Annotated in this window: 15 protein-coding genes, 4 tRNA genes and 1 pseudogene; 9 read left to right on the forward strand and 11 right to left on the reverse strand. The window is 66.3% G+C overall.

Annotated elements, in window-relative coordinates; translation table 11 throughout:
* The first annotated feature begins 30 nt into the window (after positions 1-30).
* Genes tssE through tssA form a run of 3 tightly spaced genes read left to right on the forward strand, consistent with a single transcriptional unit; the run spans position 31 to position 4,220 of the window.
* Positions 31-522: a type VI secretion system baseplate subunit TssE gene (gene tssE / locus ACFOPH_RS03440; RefSeq protein WP_379733548.1), complete on the forward strand. Its 492-nt coding sequence runs from the start codon at positions 31-33 to the stop codon at positions 520-522.
* Between the two features lie 32 nt (positions 523-554).
* Entirely contained in the window at positions 555-3,191 is a 2,637-nt protein-coding gene (tssH, locus tag ACFOPH_RS03445; RefSeq protein WP_379733550.1) for a type VI secretion system ATPase TssH, read from the forward strand.
* Between the two features lie 9 nt (positions 3,192-3,200).
* The gene (gene tssA, locus ACFOPH_RS03450) at positions 3,201-4,220 is read left to right on the forward strand and encodes a type VI secretion system protein TssA (RefSeq protein ID WP_379733552.1); all 1,020 of its coding nucleotides are present in this window, start codon (positions 3,201-3,203) and stop codon (positions 4,218-4,220) included.
* Between the two features lie 99 nt (positions 4,221-4,319).
* Here tssA and phaP read toward each other — a convergent pair whose 3' ends face one another.
* The gene (phaP, locus tag ACFOPH_RS03455) at positions 4,320-4,892 is read right to left on the reverse strand and encodes a TIGR01841 family phasin (protein ID WP_312553353.1); all 573 of its coding nucleotides are present in this window, start codon (positions 4,890-4,892) and stop codon (positions 4,320-4,322) included.
* A 57-nt stretch (positions 4,893-4,949) separates the two neighbouring features.
* Positions 4,950-5,168 carry a hypothetical protein gene (locus tag ACFOPH_RS03460; protein WP_312553356.1) on the reverse strand — a complete coding sequence of 73 codons (219 nt, stop codon included), beginning with the start codon at positions 5,166-5,168 and terminating at the stop codon, positions 4,950-4,952.
* Between the two features lie 135 nt (positions 5,169-5,303).
* On the opposite strand from ACFOPH_RS03460, the gene cueR reads away from it, so the two are divergent.
* The gene (cueR, locus tag ACFOPH_RS03465; RefSeq protein ID WP_312553357.1) at positions 5,304-5,693 is read left to right on the forward strand and encodes a Cu(I)-responsive transcriptional regulator; all 390 of its coding nucleotides are present in this window, start codon (positions 5,304-5,306) and stop codon (positions 5,691-5,693) included.
* A gap of 81 nt (positions 5,694-5,774) precedes the next feature.
* Here cueR and ACFOPH_RS03470 read toward each other — a convergent pair.
* From ACFOPH_RS03470 to ACFOPH_RS03485, 4 genes are all read right to left on the reverse strand, one after another.
* Positions 5,775-5,859 (reverse strand) — tRNA-Leu (locus ACFOPH_RS03470).
* Between the two features lie 113 nt (positions 5,860-5,972).
* Positions 5,973-6,057: transfer RNA gene (locus tag ACFOPH_RS03475), tRNA-Leu, on the reverse strand.
* A 110-nt stretch (positions 6,058-6,167) separates the two neighbouring features.
* Positions 6,168-6,252 (reverse strand) — tRNA-Leu (locus ACFOPH_RS03480).
* Between the two features lie 110 nt (positions 6,253-6,362).
* Positions 6,363-6,447 (reverse strand) — tRNA-Leu (locus tag ACFOPH_RS03485).
* Between the two features lie 364 nt (positions 6,448-6,811).
* On the opposite strand from ACFOPH_RS03485, the pseudogene rnr reads away from it, so the two are divergent.
* From rnr to ACFOPH_RS03505, 4 genes and pseudogenes are all read left to right on the forward strand, one after another.
* Positions 6,812-9,370, forward strand: a pseudogene (gene rnr / locus ACFOPH_RS03490) (ribonuclease R); the annotation flags it as partial.
* A gap of 707 nt (positions 9,371-10,077) precedes the next feature.
* Entirely contained in the window at positions 10,078-10,818 is a 741-nt protein-coding gene (gene rlmB / locus ACFOPH_RS03495; RefSeq protein ID WP_379733554.1) for a 23S rRNA (guanosine(2251)-2'-O)-methyltransferase RlmB, read from the forward strand.
* Positions 10,819-11,078: 260 nt separating this feature from the next.
* Positions 11,079-11,816 (forward strand): serine O-acetyltransferase, encoded by a 738-nt coding sequence (cysE, locus tag ACFOPH_RS03500; protein WP_312550545.1) that lies wholly within the window; start codon positions 11,079-11,081, stop codon positions 11,814-11,816.
* Positions 11,817-11,824: 8 nt separating this feature from the next.
* A complete protein-coding gene (locus ACFOPH_RS03505; protein WP_312550544.1) occupies positions 11,825-12,511 on the forward strand; it encodes a YceH family protein in 687 nt (228 codons plus the stop codon).
* Positions 12,512-12,596: 85 nt separating this feature from the next.
* Here ACFOPH_RS03505 and ACFOPH_RS03510 read toward each other — a convergent pair whose 3' ends face one another.
* The 5 genes from ACFOPH_RS03510 to ACFOPH_RS03530 are packed head-to-tail and all read right to left on the reverse strand — an operon-like array spanning position 12,597 to position 15,878.
* On the reverse strand, positions 12,597-12,833 hold the full coding sequence (locus tag ACFOPH_RS03510) for a hypothetical protein (protein WP_379733557.1): 237 nt from the start codon (positions 12,831-12,833) through the stop codon (positions 12,597-12,599).
* Between the two features lie 36 nt (positions 12,834-12,869).
* Positions 12,870-13,661: a hypothetical protein gene (locus tag ACFOPH_RS03515; RefSeq protein WP_379733558.1), complete on the reverse strand. Its 792-nt coding sequence runs from the start codon at positions 13,659-13,661 to the stop codon at positions 12,870-12,872.
* Between the two features lie 2 nt (positions 13,662-13,663).
* Positions 13,664-14,659, reverse strand: a complete 996-nt coding sequence (locus ACFOPH_RS03520; RefSeq protein WP_379733559.1) for a hypothetical protein — start codon at positions 14,657-14,659, stop codon at positions 13,664-13,666.
* On the reverse strand, positions 14,656-15,513 hold the full coding sequence (locus ACFOPH_RS03525) for an ABC transporter ATP-binding protein (protein ID WP_379733561.1): 858 nt from the start codon (positions 15,511-15,513) through the stop codon (positions 14,656-14,658). The genes ACFOPH_RS03520 and ACFOPH_RS03525 overlap by 4 nt, the downstream gene beginning before the upstream one ends.
* The gene (locus ACFOPH_RS03530; protein ID WP_312550539.1) at positions 15,510-15,878 is read right to left on the reverse strand and encodes a GntR family transcriptional regulator; all 369 of its coding nucleotides are present in this window, start codon (positions 15,876-15,878) and stop codon (positions 15,510-15,512) included. The genes ACFOPH_RS03525 and ACFOPH_RS03530 overlap by 4 nt, the downstream gene beginning before the upstream one ends.
* A gap of 580 nt (positions 15,879-16,458) precedes the next feature.
* On the opposite strand from ACFOPH_RS03530, the gene pepA reads away from it, so the two are divergent.
* Entirely contained in the window at positions 16,459-17,331 is an 873-nt protein-coding gene (gene pepA / locus ACFOPH_RS03535) for a flocculation-associated PEP-CTERM protein PepA (protein ID WP_312550538.1), read from the forward strand.
* The last annotated feature ends 14 nt before the right edge of the window (positions 17,332-17,345 follow it).

The following is a 17,345-nucleotide window of genomic DNA, read 5'->3' on the forward strand; positions in this document are numbered from 1 at the left end:
GTAGCACGACTCTCCTTCCAGGACCGACCCATGAACGGCTTCATACCCGGGGTGCTCGACCGCCTGATGGACGAGCGCCGGGAAGTGGGCGCCGCCAACCCGCGCCTGACGATCGAGCAGATCAAGGACCTGGTGGCGCGCGACCTCGAAGCGCTGCTCAATACGCGCATCGCGCTGGCGCCGGGGATCTTCGACGACCACCCGCAGGCACGCGCATCGATCCTCAACTACGGCCTGGCCGACTTTGCCGCCTTCTGCCTGAGCAGCGCGGAAGACCGCGCCGCGATCTGCGCCAGCATCAAGACCGCCATCGAAACCCACGAACCGCGCCTGAAGGACGTCAGCGCCACCCTGGTGCCGGTGCCCGGCAGCGTCAACCGGCTCGATTTCGTCATCAACGCGCGCCTGGCCCTGTTCGACAGCGGCGACACGGTCAACTTCAGCGCCGTGCTCCAGCCCTCGTCGCTGCACTACGCGGTGGGGCACGCGGCGCGCCCGCGCGGGCCGGACGGCAAGCGCTAGCGCCATCTACCGACACAAAGGATGCGACACGAATGGACATCAACCTCAAGACCCTGATCGGCAAACTGAACGACGCCTCGCGCATGGCGGCCACGCGCGCCGCCAACATCTGCGTCGGGCTGGGCCAATACGAAGTCGACATCGAGCACGTGTTCCTGGCCCTGCTGGAGCAGCCGGACTGCGACGTCGTCGTGGCCGCGCGCGCCTGCGACATCAGTCTGTCCGCCCTGGAGGACGACTTGCGGCGCGAAGTCGCGCGCTTCGCCACCGGCAGCGCGCGCACGCCGGTGTTCTCGAAGCACCTGCCGCTGCTGTTCGAACATGCCTGGCTGATCGCCTCGCTCGGCAACGGCCAGCCGAACATGATCCGCAGCGGCCACCTGCTGCTGGCGCTGCTCACCGAACCGGGCCTGGCCCAGCTGGCCCAGCGTGGCTCGCGTCTGTTCGCCGAGTTCCCGCTGGAGCGCCTGAAGCACGACTTCGACCGGCTTACGCGCGGTTCGAAGGAAGCCGTCGCGGCAGCGGCCGCACCGGCGCAGGGGACGGGCGACCCGGTCGGCGAACTCGAAGCCAAGGCGGACGGCAGGACGCCGGCGCTGGACCAGTTCACCACCTGCCTGACCGAGCGCGCGCGCCAGGGCAAGGTCGACCCGGTGATCGGGCGCGACCCCGAGATCCGCCAGGCCATCGACATCCTGATGCGGCGCCGCCAGAACAACCCGATCCTGACCGGCGAGGCCGGCGTCGGCAAGACCGCCGTGGTCGAAGGCCTGGCGCTGCGCATCGCGCAAGGCGACGTGCCCGAGGTGCTGCGCGGGGTCGAGATCCACACGCTGGACATGGGCCTGCTGCAGGCCGGCGCCAGCGTCAAGGGCGAATTCGAGAATCGCCTGAAGAACGTGATCGACGAGGTGAAGAAAAGCCCGCACGCGATCATCCTCTTCATCGACGAAGCCCACACGATGATCGGCGCCGGCGGCACGGCCGGCCAGAACGACGCCGCCAACCTGCTCAAACCCGCGCTGGCGCGCGGCGAGCTGCGCACCATCGCCGCCACCACCTGGGGCGAGTACAAGAAATACTTCGAGAAGGACGCGGCGCTGGCGCGGCGCTTCCAGGTGATCAAGGTCGAGGAACCCGACGAGGAAACCGCCTGCGCCATGCTGCGCGCGATGGCGCCGCTGATGGAAAAGCACTTCGGGGTGCGGGTCTACGACGAAGCCATCACCGAGGCGGTGCGGCTGTCGCATCGCTACATCAGCGGCCGCCAGCTGCCGGACAAGGCGATCAGCGTGCTCGATACCGCCTGCGCCAAGGTGGCGCTGGGGCAGAGCGCCACGCCGGCGTTGCTGGAAACCTGCACCCGCGCCATCGAGCAGCTCGACGCCCGGGCCGCGGCGCTGGCGCGCGAACAGAGCGCCGGCATGGATCATGGCGCGACACTGGCGCAGTTGCGCGACGAACGCGCCGTGCAGGTGGCCGAGCAGGATCGCCTGCAGGCGCGCTGGCAGAAGGAGCATGCGCTGACCGCCGAGATCGCGGCGCTGCGCGCCGAACTGGAGGCGGGCAGGGGCGACAGCGCACCGATGCGCGCGTTGCTGGAAGAACTGCGCACGCTGCAGGGCGAGGCGCCGCTGGTACCGGTGCAGGTCGACGGCCACACGGTGGCCGCCATCGTCGCCAGCTGGACCGGCATTCCGCTGGGGCGCATGGTCAAGGACGAGATCAAGACCGTGCTGCAGCTGCAGTCGCTGCTGGACGAGCGCATCCTCGGCCAGGCGCATGCGACGGCCGTGGTCGCGCAGCGCGTGCGCACCGCGCGCGCCAACCTGGACGATCCGAACAAGCCGAAGGGCGTGTTCCTGTTCGTCGGCACCTCGGGCGTGGGCAAGACCGAGACCGCGCTGGCCCTGGCCGACCTGCTGTACGGCGGCGAGCGCAAGCTGGTGACGATCAACATGAGCGAATACCAGGAAGCGCACAGCGTGTCCGGCCTGAAGGGCTCGCCCCCGGGCTACGTCGGCTACGGCGAAGGCGGCGTGCTGACCGAGGCGGTGCGGCGCAATCCCTACAGCGTGGTGCTGCTGGACGAGGTCGAGAAGGCGCATCCGGACGTGCTGGAACTCTTCTTCCAGGTGTTCGACAAGGGTGTGCTGGACGACGCCGAAGGACGCCAGATCGACTTTCGCAACACGATCATCATCCTGACCTCGAACACGGCGTCGAGCACGATGATGCAGGCCTGCCTGAACAAGAGCGGGGCCGAGCTGCCGAAACCCGACCAGCTGGCCGAGCTGATCCGCCCGCAGCTGATGAAGCAGTTCAAGCCGGCCTTCCTGGGGCGGCTGGCGGTGGTGCCGTTCTACCCGATCAACGACGAGGTGCTGGCGAATATCATCCGGCTCAAGCTGAACCGGATCGCCAAGCGCGTGCGCGACAACCACCAGGCCAGCTTCGAGTACGACGACGCCCTGGTGAACGCGGTGCTGTCGCGCTGCACCGAGGTCGACTCCGGCGCGCGCAACGTCGACACCATCCTGAACGGCACGCTGCTGCCCGAGATCGCCGACACCGTGCTGGCGCGCATGGCCGAGGGCGGCGCCATCGCGCGCATCAAGGTCGGCGCGACCAAGGCCGGCCGCTTCAGGTACGCGATCGAGCCGGCATAAGGAGGCGTCATGAGCACGCTCGAACAACTGTTGAAGCCGATCAGCGAGGCGGCGCCCTGCGGCGAGGACATGGCGTTCTCGCCCGAGCTCGACGCCATCGCCCAGGCGAGGAAGGCCGACGACCCGTCGCTGGAGCAGGGCGCCTGGGTTACCACCTTGAAGGAGGCGGACTGGAAGTTCGTCGCCAAGCGTTGCGCGGCCCTGATCGAGACGCGCAGCAAGGACCTGCAGCTGGCGGTCTGGCTGGCCGAGGCGAATGCGAAAACGGCCGGGCTGCGCGGCTTGGGCGAGGCGCTGGAACTGATTGCCGCGCTGTGCGAACGCTACTGGGACGGGCTGTATCCGCTGCCCGACGAAGACGGGTTCGAGCGGCGCATCGGCAACCTGAGCTGGATCGCGGCGCGCGTGCCGCAGCTGGCCGCCGAGTGTCCGGTCACCGAAGGCGCGGCCTTCTCGATGCGCGACATCGAAACGGCGCGCACGCATGGCGCGGACGCCATCGCCGACATCGAAGCCGCGCGCAAGCGCACCTCGAAGGCCTTCTACGCGGCCCTGGTGGCCGACGGCACGTACTGCCTGGACGTTCTCGTCGCGCTGGAACAGGCGGTCGATGCGCGCCTCGGCGCGGATGGGCCGAGCTTCGGCAACGCGCGATCGGCGCTGCAGAACCTGGTGCACTTCGCGACGCCGGCGGCGGGCGGCGGCGCGGCGGTGGCCGTTGCGCCGGCGGCGGAGCAGCACGCCGGTACGACGTTGACGGCGGCGCCGGACGCCCACGCGACCCTGCCGGCACTGCCCTCCGGCCCGCTGCAGACGCGGGCCCAGGCCCTGGCCCAGCTGCGCGCGGTGGCCGAGTTCTTCCGCCGCACCGAGCCGCATAGTCCGGTTGCCTACCTGGCCGACAAGGCGGCGAGCTGGGGCGAGCAGCCATTGCACGTGTGGCTCAAAACGGTGCTCAAGGACGCGGGCGCGCTGGCCCACGTGGACGAACTGCTGGGGATCGAGCGGGAAGGGCAAAAGGAGGGATGAAATATTCTTTCACCGAGAGCGTCTCGGTGAAAGAATATTACAGGGCGGTCGATGGGGCCGCCCTGTTGTCGCTTGTTTCCTGTTGTCGCTTGTTTCCTTTTACTCGGCCTGCTTGCCGGCTGCCGGTGCCGCCTTGTCCATGCCCGGATTGACGAGCGAAGATGCCTTTGCAATCTGGGCCTCGACGGTCTGCACCGCCTGGCGTGTCGCCTGGGTCACCTGTTCGTAGCCCTTGAAGGCATTGTCGATGGCGGCCTTGATGATCTCGACCGCGTTTTCCGAACCCGGCTTGACGTTCTGGGTGACGTCGTAGATCAGCGCCGACAGCGTGCTTTTCGCTTCGGCGACGTGCACGTCGGCGGCGCGCCGGAATTCGCTCTGCATGTCCTCGATGATGGTCTTCAGCTGGGCGCGGTACTCGGCGCTGTCGGAGGCGCCCGGGGTCATCCGCGCCGACAGGGCGTCGAAGGCGGCGCGGGCGTCGCGCGCCTGGGTGAGGTCGCGGCTGGCGGCGAGCGTCTGGTCCATCGTGTTGCGGGCGGTTGCCATGTTCAGGGCGACGACTTGTTCCAGGCCCTTGACCGTCTTGCTGGTGAGCGCCTCGAAAGTCTGCATTTGCAGGTCAAACAGGGTTTTGGTGGCGTTTGCGAACTGCTCCGGACTCGTGAACATCAATGTCTCCTCGGTGTTGTGGAAAACGACGGACGACCTGCCGAACTACCCGGCCTATTATTTAGCAACGATAGGCTTTTCGCAACGTGCGTCCTGATAGGGGCCGGTGGCGCGCTCCCAGCCGGGGCCGAGCGGTGTCTGCGAACAGGCCAGCTGTCCGTCGGCCTTGCTGCGCCACTGGTACCAGGGCGCGGGCTTGGCGATGGCGCCGGCGGCGAGGGCGGCCAGCACTGCGCCGCAGACGCAGGTGGAAAGGCGGGCGATGGAAATCTTCATGGCAGCCCGAGCATAACCGGTCCAGGTTTCCAGTCAAGCGTTTCCGGCTTGTGCTTCCCATGATGGGAAGGTGTATCCTTGCGGCTGAATCAACGAAAGGACAGCATGGACAGCTCCGCTTTTGAAGCGACCGCGATGAATATCGGCGAAGCCGCCAGCGCATCGGGCGTGTCGGCCAAGATGATCCGCCATTACGAATCGATTGGCCTGATTGGCGCGGCGCGGCGCACCGGCGCGGGCTACCGCGTCTATGGGCAACAGGACGTGCAGGTGCTGCAGTTCATCCACCGCGCCCGCGCGCTCGGTTTTTCGCTCGACCAGATCCGCGAATTGCTGGCGCTGTGGCAGGACAAGGGGCGTGCCAGCGCCGACGTGCGGGCGCTCGCGCGCGCGCATATCGAAGAACTGAACCGCAAGATCGCGGAAATGGAAGCGATGCGGCGCACCCTGGAACGGCTGGCCGCGTCCTGCCATGGCGACAGCCGCTCGGACTGCCCGATCCTCGACGACCTGGCCGCGCAATAAAAAGGCGCCCGACAACGCAAAACGCCGCAAACCTTGTTCAAGGATTGCGGCGTTTTGCGCCGGCTGTCGCCAGAAAACTGTTGGTGCCCACGGAGGGACTCGAACCCCCACACCTCGCGGCACATGGACCTGAACCATGCGCGTCTACCAATTCCGCCACGTGGGCACTGCTGATACTGCTTTTTACTGCCAACACTGATCTTGCTTTACGCGTGGGTTCGAGAACCCACCCTACATCAATGGTACTGCTTGCTACTGCGGATCACACTTCCGGTAGAGTGGTGCCCACGGAGGGACTCGAACCCCCACACCTCGCGGCACATGGACCTGAACCATGCGCGTCTACCAATTCCGCCACGTGGGCACTGATGCTGCTCTTACTGCCAACGCTGATCTTGCTTTACGCGTGGGTTCGAGAACCCACCCTACGATCAACGGTACTGCTTGCTACTACGGATTACATTTCCGGTAGAGTGGTGCCCACGGAGGGACTCGAACCCCCACACCTCGCGGCACATGGACCTGAACCATGCGCGTCTACCAATTCCGCCACGTGGGCACTGATACTGCTCTTACTGCCAACGCTGATCTTGCTTTACGCGTGGGTTCGAGAACCCACCCTACGATCAACGGTACTGCTTGCTACTGCGGATTACACTTCCGGTAGAGTGGTGCCCACGGAGGGACTCGAACCCCCACACCTCGCGGCACATGGACCTGAACCATGCGCGTCTACCAATTCCGCCACGTGGGCACTGTTACTGCGTTTGCTGCTGAAGCTGATACAATATCAGGCTTTGTCGTTTTTCGCTAGATCAACTTTCGTTGTTCTCGCTACCAAACTGCCTCATACCGTGCTTCTTTTTCCTTCGCTTCACATGCTGTCGTTGCGAAAGAGCCGAGATTATAGCGGAAGGATGGCAAAAGTCAAAAACCCTCTGCAGGGACCGCAATCGCGCCTTTTTCGCCCCGCCCTCCGTCCGCCGGACCGCGTTTCATCGAGCACGCTTCGTTAGGCGAATTCCGTGGTCCTCCGTTACACTACGCCTGTCAAGGTGTCAATCCAACCACGGTGCCGGCCGGTCCGGCATCTATATAGAAGAATTCAAGAAAACGATTTGAAGCAACCAACTCATACCATTCCTAGCCGCGAGGAAATCCTCGGCGTCTTTCGCGACGCCGGTACGCCGCTCGACGCAGCCGCCCTCGCACGAGCACTGAAGGTGAAGCCCGCCGCCCAGGAAGTCCTGGGCCGCCGCCTGAACGCCATGGAACGCGACGGCCAGATCCGCGCCGATCGCGACGGCGTCTACGCCCTGGCCGACCAGTCCGGCTTCATCGCCGGCCGCATCAGCGCGCACCGCGACGGCTTCGGCTTCGTGATTCCCGAAGAGCCCGGCCCCGACCTGTTCCTGAACGATAAGGAAATGCAGAAGGTGCTGCATGGCGACCGCGTGCAGGCGAAAATCGTCGGCACCGATCGCCGCGGCCGTCCGGAAGGCATGATCGTCGAAGTCGTCGAGCGCGCCAATACCCACGTCATCGGCCGCCTGCTCAACGAAGGCGGCGTCTGGATCGTCTCGCCCGAGGACCAGCGCATCAGCCAGGACATCCTGGTCGCCGGCTCGCCAGGCAAGGCGCGTGCGGGGCAGGTCGTCAGCGTCGAGCTGATCGAGCAGCCTGCGCGCTTCCAGCAGCCGACCGGCCGCATCGTCGAAGTGCTCGGCGAACTGGACGATCCGGGCATGGAAATCGAGATCGCGGTGCGCAAGTTCGGCGTGCCGCACGTGTTCTCCGCCGCCGCGCTCAAGCAGGCCAACAAGCTGCCGAACGAAGTGGTCGATGCCGACCTGTCCAACCGCGTCGACCTGCGCGACGTGCCGCTGGTGACGATCGACGGCGAAGACGCCCGCGACTTCGACGACGCCGTGTATTGCGAACCGGTAAAGATCGGCCGCACCAAGGGCTTCCGCCTGCTGGTCGCGATCGCCGACGTCAGCCATTACGTAAAACCGAACGACGGCCTGGATGGCGACGCCATCGAGCGCAGCACCTCGGTGTATTTCCCGCGCCGCGTGATCCCGATGCTGCCCGAGAAGCTCTCGAACGGGCTGTGCTCGCTGAACCCGGCCGTCGACCGCCTGTGCCTGGTGTGCGACATGGTCGTCACCAGCAAGGGCGAGGTCACCGCCTACCAGTTCTACCCGGCCGTGATGCACTCGGCCGCGCGCCTGACCTACAACCAGGTGGCCGAAGTGCTGGCCGATCCGCAGGGCGAGGAAGCCGCGCGCCGTCCGGCCATCGTGCCGCACCTGCTGAACCTGAACGCGGTATTCCATGCGCTGCTCGGCGCGCGCCAGGAACGCGGCGCGATCGACTTCGAGACCACCGAGACCTACATCGTCTGCAATGCGATGGGCAAGATCGAGAAGATCATCCCGCGCACCCGCAACGACGCGCACCGCCTGATCGAGGAATGCATGCTGGCCGCGAACGTGTGCGCCGCCGACCTGCTGATCCGTCACAAGCACCCCGGCACCTTCCGCATCCACGCCGTGCCGACCGAGGAAAAGCTGAACCAGCTGCGCACCTTCCTCAAGCAGACCGGCCTGAACCTGGGCGGCGGCACCAAGCCGACCGCCTCGGACTATGCCGCGCTGATGCGCGAGATCAAGGAGCGTCCGGACGCGGCCCTGCTGCAGACCATGCTGCTGCGCTCGATGCAGCAGGCGGTCTACAGCCCGGACAACGTCGGCCACTTCGGCCTGGCCTACGAGGCCTATGCCCACTTCACCAGCCCGATCCGCCGCTATCCCGACCTGCTGACGCACCGCGCCATCAAGGCCATCCTGCAGGGCAAGCGCTACGAGCCGAAGGGCATCGACCTGTCGAAGCTGAACACGACGGTCTCGAACGCCGCGCGCAAGCAGGCCGCCAAGGACAAGGCGGAAGGCAAGGCGAAGATTGAAAAAGACCTGACGATCTGGGACGCCCTCGGCGTGCACTGCTCGGCCAACGAGCGCCGCGCCGACGAAGCCTCGCGCGACGTCGAAGCCTGGCTCAAGTGCTTCTACATGCAGGACAAGCTGGGCGAAGCCTTTACTGGTACCGTGGCCGGCGTGACCACCTTCGGCATCTTCGTGCAGCTCGATGAGCTCTTCGTCGAGGGCCTGGTCCACGTCACGGAACTGGGCCAGGATTACTTCCAGTACGACGAAGCGCGCCACCAGCTGCGCGGCGAGCGCACCGGCAAGAGCTTCGGCCTGACCGACCGCGTGGTCGTGCAGGTGGCCAAGGTCGACCTCGAGTCGCGCAAGATCGACCTGGTGCTGGCCGACGAGTCGCGCCTGGGCGAGGCGCCCGAGCAGGCGCCGGCCCAAGCGCGCCAGCCGGCGCGCGGCAACGAAGGCAAGGGCAAGGGCAGGCAGGAGCGCGGCGACAGGCCGGCAGCGGCGAACGGCGGCGCAGCGCGCGCCGAGTTCGCTCCCGCTCCGGAAGCCAAGCCCGCGGGCAAGTCGAAACGTTCGCGCCGCGCCCGCAAGGAAGCGGCGGAACTCGCGCGCCAGCAGGCCAATGGCGGCCGCACGGAAGCGCGCGACAACCAGGCGCGCGACAACGAAGCCGGCACCGTGAGTGCCGAAGGCGGCGGCAAGTCCAAGCGTTCGCGCAGCGCGCGCAGGAAGGCTGCGGCCGAGCTGGCCCGCCAGGCCGCGAATGGCCAGGGCGACCAAGGCGTCCAGGCGCTGGAAGTCGACGCGGTCGACGCGGTCCAGGTGGTAGAGGCGCCGCAAGCGCCGGCACTGCCGCAAGCATCGGAAGGGGCACCAGTCCAGCGACAGCCTCAGCCCGACCAGGACATCGTCGACGAGGCTGCTGCGCCAGCCAAGCCAGCCAAGCCAAGTCGCAAGCGCAAGGTAGCCGTTGCCGAGGCGCCCGAGGCGCAGCCCGAAGCGGTGCGCGAAGCGGCGCCTGAAGCGGCCGCCGCGCCCGCAGCGCAGCCGGCGCAAGCGCCAGCGGCGCCGGCGCCGAAGCGCACCCGTGCAGCCAAGGCAGCCAAGGCAGCCAAGCCCGTGCCGGAGACGCCGTCGCAGGCACCGCAGGCCGAGGCCGCCGTCGAGGCCAAGGTCGAGGCCGCACCGGTCGCCGCCAAGCGCGTACGCCGCAGCAAGGCCGCCGAGCCGGCAGCCGTGACCGCACCAGAACCCGCAGAGGCGATCGCCGCCGCAGTCGACACGCCGGCCAAACCGAAGCGCACGCGCGCTGCGAAAACGGCCGCCGTGGCAGAACCAGAGAGCGTTGCCGCCAAGAGCAGCGCCAGGAAGAAGCCGGCCGTCAAGGCCGACAGCACCACATCCAAAACGAGTTCCAGGAAAAGAAGTAAAGAATGAAGAATAAAATGATTTTCGGTTTCCACGCGGTGACCTCGCGGCTGCGCCACGAGGCCCAATCGGTGGAAGAGATCTTCGTCGACGCCGAGCGCAACGACGCCCGCATGAAGGCGCTGATCGCCAGCGCCAAGGACGCCGGCGTGCGCGTCATGCCGGTCGACGCCGCCCGTCTCGACAAGATCGTCGGCACCCGCCGTCACCAGGGCGTGATCGCCTTCGCCAGCCAGCTGGCGCTGGCGCGCAACCTCGACGAGCTGCTCGATGCCATCGAAGGCCCGCCGCTGCTGCTGATCCTCGACGGCATCACCGACCCGCACAACCTGGGCGCCTGCCTGCGCGTGGCCGACGGCGTCGGCGCACACGCGGTCATCGTGCCGAAGGACCGCGCGGTCGGCCTGAACGCCACCGCCGCCAAGGTCGCCAGCGGCGCGGCCGAGACCGTCCCCTACATCACGGTGACGAACCTGGCGCGCACCATGCGCGAGCTGAAGGAACGCGGCATCTGGCTGATCGGCACCTCGGACGACGCCGACAAGGGCCTGTACGAAGCCGACTTCACCGGCCCGACCGCGCTGGTGATGGGTTCGGAAGGCGAGGGCATGCGCCGCCTGACCCGCGAGACCTGCGACCTGCTGGTATCCATCCCCATGTTCGGCTCGGTCGAGAGCCTGAACGTCTCGGTCGCCTCCGGCGTCTGCCTGTACGAAGCGCGCCGCCAGCGCGGCGTGTCGCTCTGATCGGCTGAAACACGTGGGCGGATAATCCCGCCCACCTTGCGTTTTCCTGCATCAGCCGACGGCTCCCGCGGCTTCATCCGTAGGGTGGGCACCCGTGCCCACGCGGATTCGACCTACCATGAGCGTGGCAGGCAACAGCCCCACCCACGTTCGCATTCGCCCCTCGACGGCAATCGCACCGGCCCAAACTGACCCCCTCCCAAGCAACAAGTGGCCGTATAAGCTACCATTTGCCTCTGCATTCCTCCTGTACTGACTTTATGTTTTCCTCGTTGCGCGAAGATATCAAGAGCATCATCGAACGCGACCCGGCCGCCCGTAACGGCTGGGAAGTGCTCACGTGCTATCCCGGCCTGCATGCCATCGTCCTCCACCGCTGGGCGCATGGCTGCTGGCGCATGAACCTGAAGTGGCTCGGCCGCTTCATCTCCCACATCGCGCGCATATTCACCGGCATCGAGATCCATCCGGGCGCCACCATCGGCCGCCGGGTGTTCATCGACCACGGCTTCGGCGTGGTGATCGGCGAAACCGCCGTGGTCGGCGACGACTGCACCATCTACCAGGGCGTGACCTTGGGCGGCACCACGCTGGTGGCCGGCACCAAGCGCCACCCGACGCTCGAGCGCGGCGTGATCGTCGGCGCCGGCGCCCAGGTGCTGGGCGCGTTCACGGTCGGCGAGTTCGCCAAGATCGGCTCGAACGCGGTCGTGGTCAAGCCGGTCCCGGCCGGCGCCACCGCGGTCGGCAATCCGGCCCACATCATGCGCAAGGAAGAGCAGTCGAGGAGCGCCCGCATGTTCGCCGCCTATGGCGTCACGCCGAACGGCGACGACCCGCTCTCGAAGGCCCTGCGCGGCCTGATCGACCACGTGGCGCGCCAGGACGAGCAGATCGAATGCCTGACCGCGACCATCAAGGCGGCCGGCATTGCCTGTCCGAACGTGCGCGAGGGTGATAAACTCGACTCGGCCGAACTGAACCGGCTGGTCGACTGAGGAAACCCATGACTGATGAAGTGAAGGACGGAGCGGACTCCGTGTTGGATCCCGTATTGGATCCCTTCGAAATCCGCGTGCTCGCGGTGCTCGCCGAGAAAGAAGCGCTCACCCCCGATAACTACCCGATGTCGCTGAATGCGATCGTCACCGGCTGCAACCAATTGTCCAGCCGCGATCCGGTGATGCAGCTGTCCGACGACACCGTCCACGACACCCTGCAGCGCCTGATCGAACGGCGCCTGGTGAACGGCATCACCCAGGCCGGCGCGCGCGTCACCAAGTACGAACACCGCATGCGCATCAAGTGGACGCTCGAGCAGGACAAGGTGGCCGTGCTGACCGTGCTGATGCTGCGCGGCCTGCAGACCGCCGGCGAGATCCGCACCCGTACCGGGCGCCTGCACGAGTTCAGGAGCGTGGCCGAGGTCGAGGCCGTGCTGCAGTTCCTGATCGATAAATACCCGCCGATCGTCGCCCGTCTCGAGCGCGCGCCCGGCACCAAGGAGCCGCGGTACGGCCAGCTGCTCGGCGGCGAGATCTCGGTGGCGCGCGAGGACTCCGCCTTCGGCGCCACGGCCGCGCCTGCGCCATCGAGCCGCATCGGCCAACTGGAAGGCGAAGTGGCCGCGCTGCGCGCCGAGGTCGCCGAGCTGAAGGCGCAGTTCGAAGCCTTCCGCGAGCAGTTCCAGTAAGCGGCGACAGCCGACTCAGGCAGCGCCCGAGGCCGTGCCGTTCCAGGTGCGTCCTTGGGCGTTTTTCTTGCCAGCCTTTGCCGCCTCAGCGGCTGGCCTGCGCCGCCTTCGCGTCCGCCTCTGCGATCACCTTGCGTACGGCTTCGATCACCAGTTTCGGCTCCTCGAGCTGGATGTTGTGACCGCTCCTGGTCGTCACCACCTGCGTGCCCGCGCTGAACCCGCGCACGACGTCCGCATGCAGGTCGCGCTTGATCGCCAGCGCCTGCGGCGTCTCGAGGAAGAATCCCGGCTTGTCGGCCTGGCGTATTGAGGTCGGCACGACCGTCGGCACGTCGGGCAGCCGGAACGGTCAGGCTCAGGGCGCCGCGGCAGGGGGCGGCGACGCGGCTGCGACTGCCGGCGGCGCGCCGAATTCCAGCTCGACCAACGCGTCGTCGCTCCAGGAGGCGTCGCTGAGCACCACGTCGAAGCTGGTCTTCCCGGTGTCCAGCGCCTGGCGGCGTTCGCCTTCGCGCAGCGTCGCCGCGAGGAGCGGCGCGCCGGCGTCGAAGCCCCATTTCGGCCGCTCCTCGAGCGTGAAGGCGCACCAGTCGCGGGTGCGCAGGATGCCGTTGATCGCCACGACCCAGAGCAGTGAAATCTCTTCCTTGGCAATGGCCACCATCACCCGGCATTCGAGCCGCAGGTCACCCAGGCGCCGCACGTTCGCCGGCAGCCCCGGGGTGCGTACGTCCGGCTCGACCCGGTAGAACTTGCGCTTCTGGTTCAGCGCCAGTTCGCCGTCGGCGTCGAGTGCCGCTTCGCTGCGCGGCACCGTGAAGCGGTTGGCGGCGTCGAGCGCGAGCGGCAGCACGAAGCCGTCCTCGCCCTCGATGCGCACGCGCGCCTGGTCCGGCATCTCGGCCCCGCGCAGCGCCCTGATCCGGAACCGGAGTTCGGGCACGTCCGGCGCCAGCGCATGGTGCTTGTCGAAGCTGTCCAGGCCGGCGACGATGGCCTTGTACTTGTGGACTTCGGGCTTGCGGATGCCGTTCACCTGGATGGTGTCGGGCTCGTCGACGCCCGGCACCGCGGCGGCGCTGCCGCACAGGAGCAGGGAGCCGAGAGCGCAGGCGAGGGTGAGGACGAGCAGCGGTGCGCGGCGCATGCTCAGCCCTCGTCGCGCCAGCGGCGCAGACGGATGGCGGCGACGATCATCGCGACGCCGGCCGCGGCGCCGACCCACAGTTCCGGCCGCGCCAGGCTGCCCCAGGAGGCGCTCAGCACCGACAGCATGTCGACGCCGTGCTGGTCGCGAAACGGCAGGGAGGTGCCGCCGTCCATGAACCAGGCGCCGGGCACCAGGCCGAGCAGCAGGGTTTCGAGCACGTTGTTGATGATCCAGTCGGCGTTGATGGTCGTGCCGTACAGGGCCAGCAGGTAGTCCATCCACTTCAGCAGGACGGCGGCGATCAGCGGCAGGCCGACGGCCCACAGGAAGACCTTCGATTTCGCCCAGCTCGACACCAGCAGCAGCCAGCCGGCGCAGGGCAGCGCCCACAGGATGTAGACCGGGATCATGGCCAGCAGGTAGACCGGCGACAGGTACAGGTTGACGTTGCTGAGCACCGGGCCGAACAGGTTCAGGCCCTGGTGGCTGGCGGCCACGCCGCCCAGCATCAGGATCAGGAAGGCGGCGGCGCTGGCGATGACGACCGTGATCGCCGGCGCCAGCACCAGCGCGGTCACCAGCTTCGACAGCACGGTCGTGGCGTCGGAGATCGGTAGCGACTTCCAGAACAGGATGCTGCGGTCGCGCCGGTCGTCGTAGAGCGCGCCCAGGCAGTAGAAGAAGGCGACGACGGGCAGCACGATGAAGATCGGCGCGCCGGTCGCGATGTAGTTGTTGGCGGCGACGTCGGCGATCTGGTTGCGGGTATGGCGGTCGGCCAGGCTGGCGATCTTCGCGCTGCCGGCGCGGTGCACTTCCTCGCCGCCGATCGTGATGGTGACGCTGTCGCCGTCGAGCTTGCCGGTCGAGATGCCGTAGCCGATCATGCCGCCCACCAGCACCACCATCAGCGCGGCCGCGATCAGCGGCGCCCAGACGAAGCCGCCCTTGTGCTCCCAGAACTCGCGGCGCAGCAGCCATTTCATCGTATTCATGCGTAGGTTCCTTTCATGGTTGCCACGAACAGGTCGGCGACGCTCGGGTTGCGCGTTTCGCCGAGGGCGGACAGCTGGGCGCGCGAAACGCCGTCGAACAGCATCACCGACTTCCCGAACACGGTGCGCTGGTCGATCGGCTGCAGCGCGTTGGCGGCATTGACCTTGTCGGCCGGGACCATCACTTCGATGTAGCGCTCGCCGACTTCGTCCATCGAGGCGGCCAGCACGATCTTGCCGTCGCGGATGAACATCAGGTCGGTCAGGATGTGCTCGACTTCCTCGACCTGGTGGGTGGTGATGACGATGGTCTTGTTTTCGTCGAAGTAGTCTTCCAGCAGGTTCTGGTAGAACTGCTTGCGGTAGATGATGTCCAGGCCCAGCGTCGGCTCGTCCAGCACGAGAAGACGGGCGTCGATCGCCATCACCAGCGCCAGGTGCAGCTGGGCGATCATGCCTTTCGACATTTCCTTCACCTTCATCGCCGGTTTCAGCTTGGTGTTGGCGATGTAGCGTTCGGCGCGGGCGCGGTCGAAGCGCGGGTGGATGCCGGCCACGAAGTCGACCGCGTCGCGCACCCGCAGCCAGCGCGGCAGGATCGCGACGTCGGCGATGAAGCAGACGTCCTGCATCAGGGCGTCGCGCTGGGTGCGCGGATCGAAGCCCATGACGGTGAGCTGGCCCTCGAACGGGATCAGGCCCAGCGCGGCTTTGAGGGTAGTGGTCTTGCCGGAGCCGTTGGGACCGATCAGGCCGACGATGCGGCCGGCCGGGATGTCGAAGTCGATGCCGTCGATCGCCGTCTGCTTGCCGTAGCGCTTGGTCAGGCCGCGGGCCGAGATCACGGCGCTCATGCCGCACCTCCCGGCTCTGCGGTGCGCAGCAATTGCTCGACGTTCAGGCCCAGCAGGCGGATGCGCTCCACCATCGCCGGCCATTCCTCGCTCAGGAAGCGTTCGCGTTCGCTCGCAAGCAGCTTCTCGCTTGCTCCTTCAGTGACATACATGCCAATTCCCCTTCTTTTTTCTACTAGGTTTTCGTCGACCAGCTCCTGGTAGGCCTTGGAGACGGTGATCGGGTTCAGCTGATATTCGGAAGCTACTTGTCGTACCGAAGGAAGGGGATCACCTGCCTTCAATACACCGTCGAGCATCATGCCGATCACCCGGTCCTTGAGCTGGCGGTAAATCGGTGCATTGTCGTTCCAGCCGATGTTCATGCTCGGCCTCCCTGTCGTTCCGGCGCTGGCACATGATCCTGCATGTCTGGCTCCCTGTTGATGAATGCGTTGGTGTTGTAGTGAAGTATGACACCAGCATTCCTGGCAACCAGGGGAATGCGACAAGCTGCAAAAAAGCGGGACCGGACGGTAAAAAATGCGCTCCGGAGCGGGCGCGGCGCTTGTCGCCGCTGCGCCGGCCGCACGACCCGCCGGCCACGATCCAACGCGCATAATAGAGGATTTTGCTAGTCGGAAAACTAACGAAATATTGCGCAGCGCAATATCACTTTCGCCGTCGGACGACGGGAGGCAGCGTCTTCTCGCCGCGGCACGAAGTCACAAATGCGGAACGATTTTTCCTGGAATGGGAAGAAATTGATGGGTTTTCTCTGCCATTCGGCACGCGGCGAGCAGAATTCTACTGTCCAGGTCGGAATTTCTTACACTATCGATGCCGGAATTAACAATCTCCGCCTTAAGTCCTTGATTCGCAAGGGCGTCAATACGCGGGTATGGCGCTTGCTTCCAGTGCGATGCGGTGTGGATGGCCGCCTAATCACTGACGAGGATCTTCATCATGAAATTTCTGAAGAAAATGGCTTGTGCTGCAGCTGTGGCAATGTCGATGGGCGCCGCCCAGGCGGCGCCGGTCCTGAACGACTGGGTATTCAACCCGACCGGCGATGGTTACGAAAGCGGGCAGGTGATCAACGAATACCTGGACGTGAACGGCAATGCCTTCATCAACCTCACCCCCACCGGCGACACCAGCTTTACGTTCACCGAGCATGCCGTGTTCAACATTTCGCAGGCCGATTCGAACGGCATCCTGTTCCCCATTGCCTACCCAGGCGGAAATATCAGCGCGGTATTCGAAGCGACCGGCACCGGCAACTTCAGCGGGTCCTTTACCTTCACTGGCGGCACGATCCGCATGTACCAGAACCCGACGGATGGCCAGTACGGCAGCACGAACGGCGTCTACGGGGCTAACCTGGGCAACCTGATTGCGAGCTTCGACGTGTTGGCCGGCGGCGGCGGCTTGGTCGATGCCAGCGGCAGCCCGACCACCAACGGCCAGGTGAGCGTGTTCGCCCGGGCTGAAGCAGGGGCGCTGGAGCCGGGCTACTTCTTCCTCGACGGCGGCGAAGACCTGTCGGGATCGGCGGTGCTGGCATTCGCCTTTACGAACGCGAACACCGTCGGTGAGCCGACCAGCCGCCTGGTCGATGAAGTCGCTTGCGAATATGCCGGCTTTACTGGTCCGGGCTGCGACGGCACTGCTTACGAGAACGCACCGGGCGACTATTTCTTCCTGTCGACCAATGGCCAGTTCAAGCTGAACGAGGTCGAAGGTGGGGAAGTGCCGGAGCCGGGCTCGCTGGCCCTGTTCGGCATCGCCATGCTGGGCGCCGGCATCGTGATGCGGCGCCGCGCCGGCAAGGTTTGACGATCAGGATGCGG

It is taken from the genome of Massilia haematophila, assembly GCF_042647645.1.
Taxonomy (GTDB): Bacteria; Pseudomonadota; Gammaproteobacteria; order Burkholderiales; family Burkholderiaceae_D; genus Telluria; species Telluria haematophila.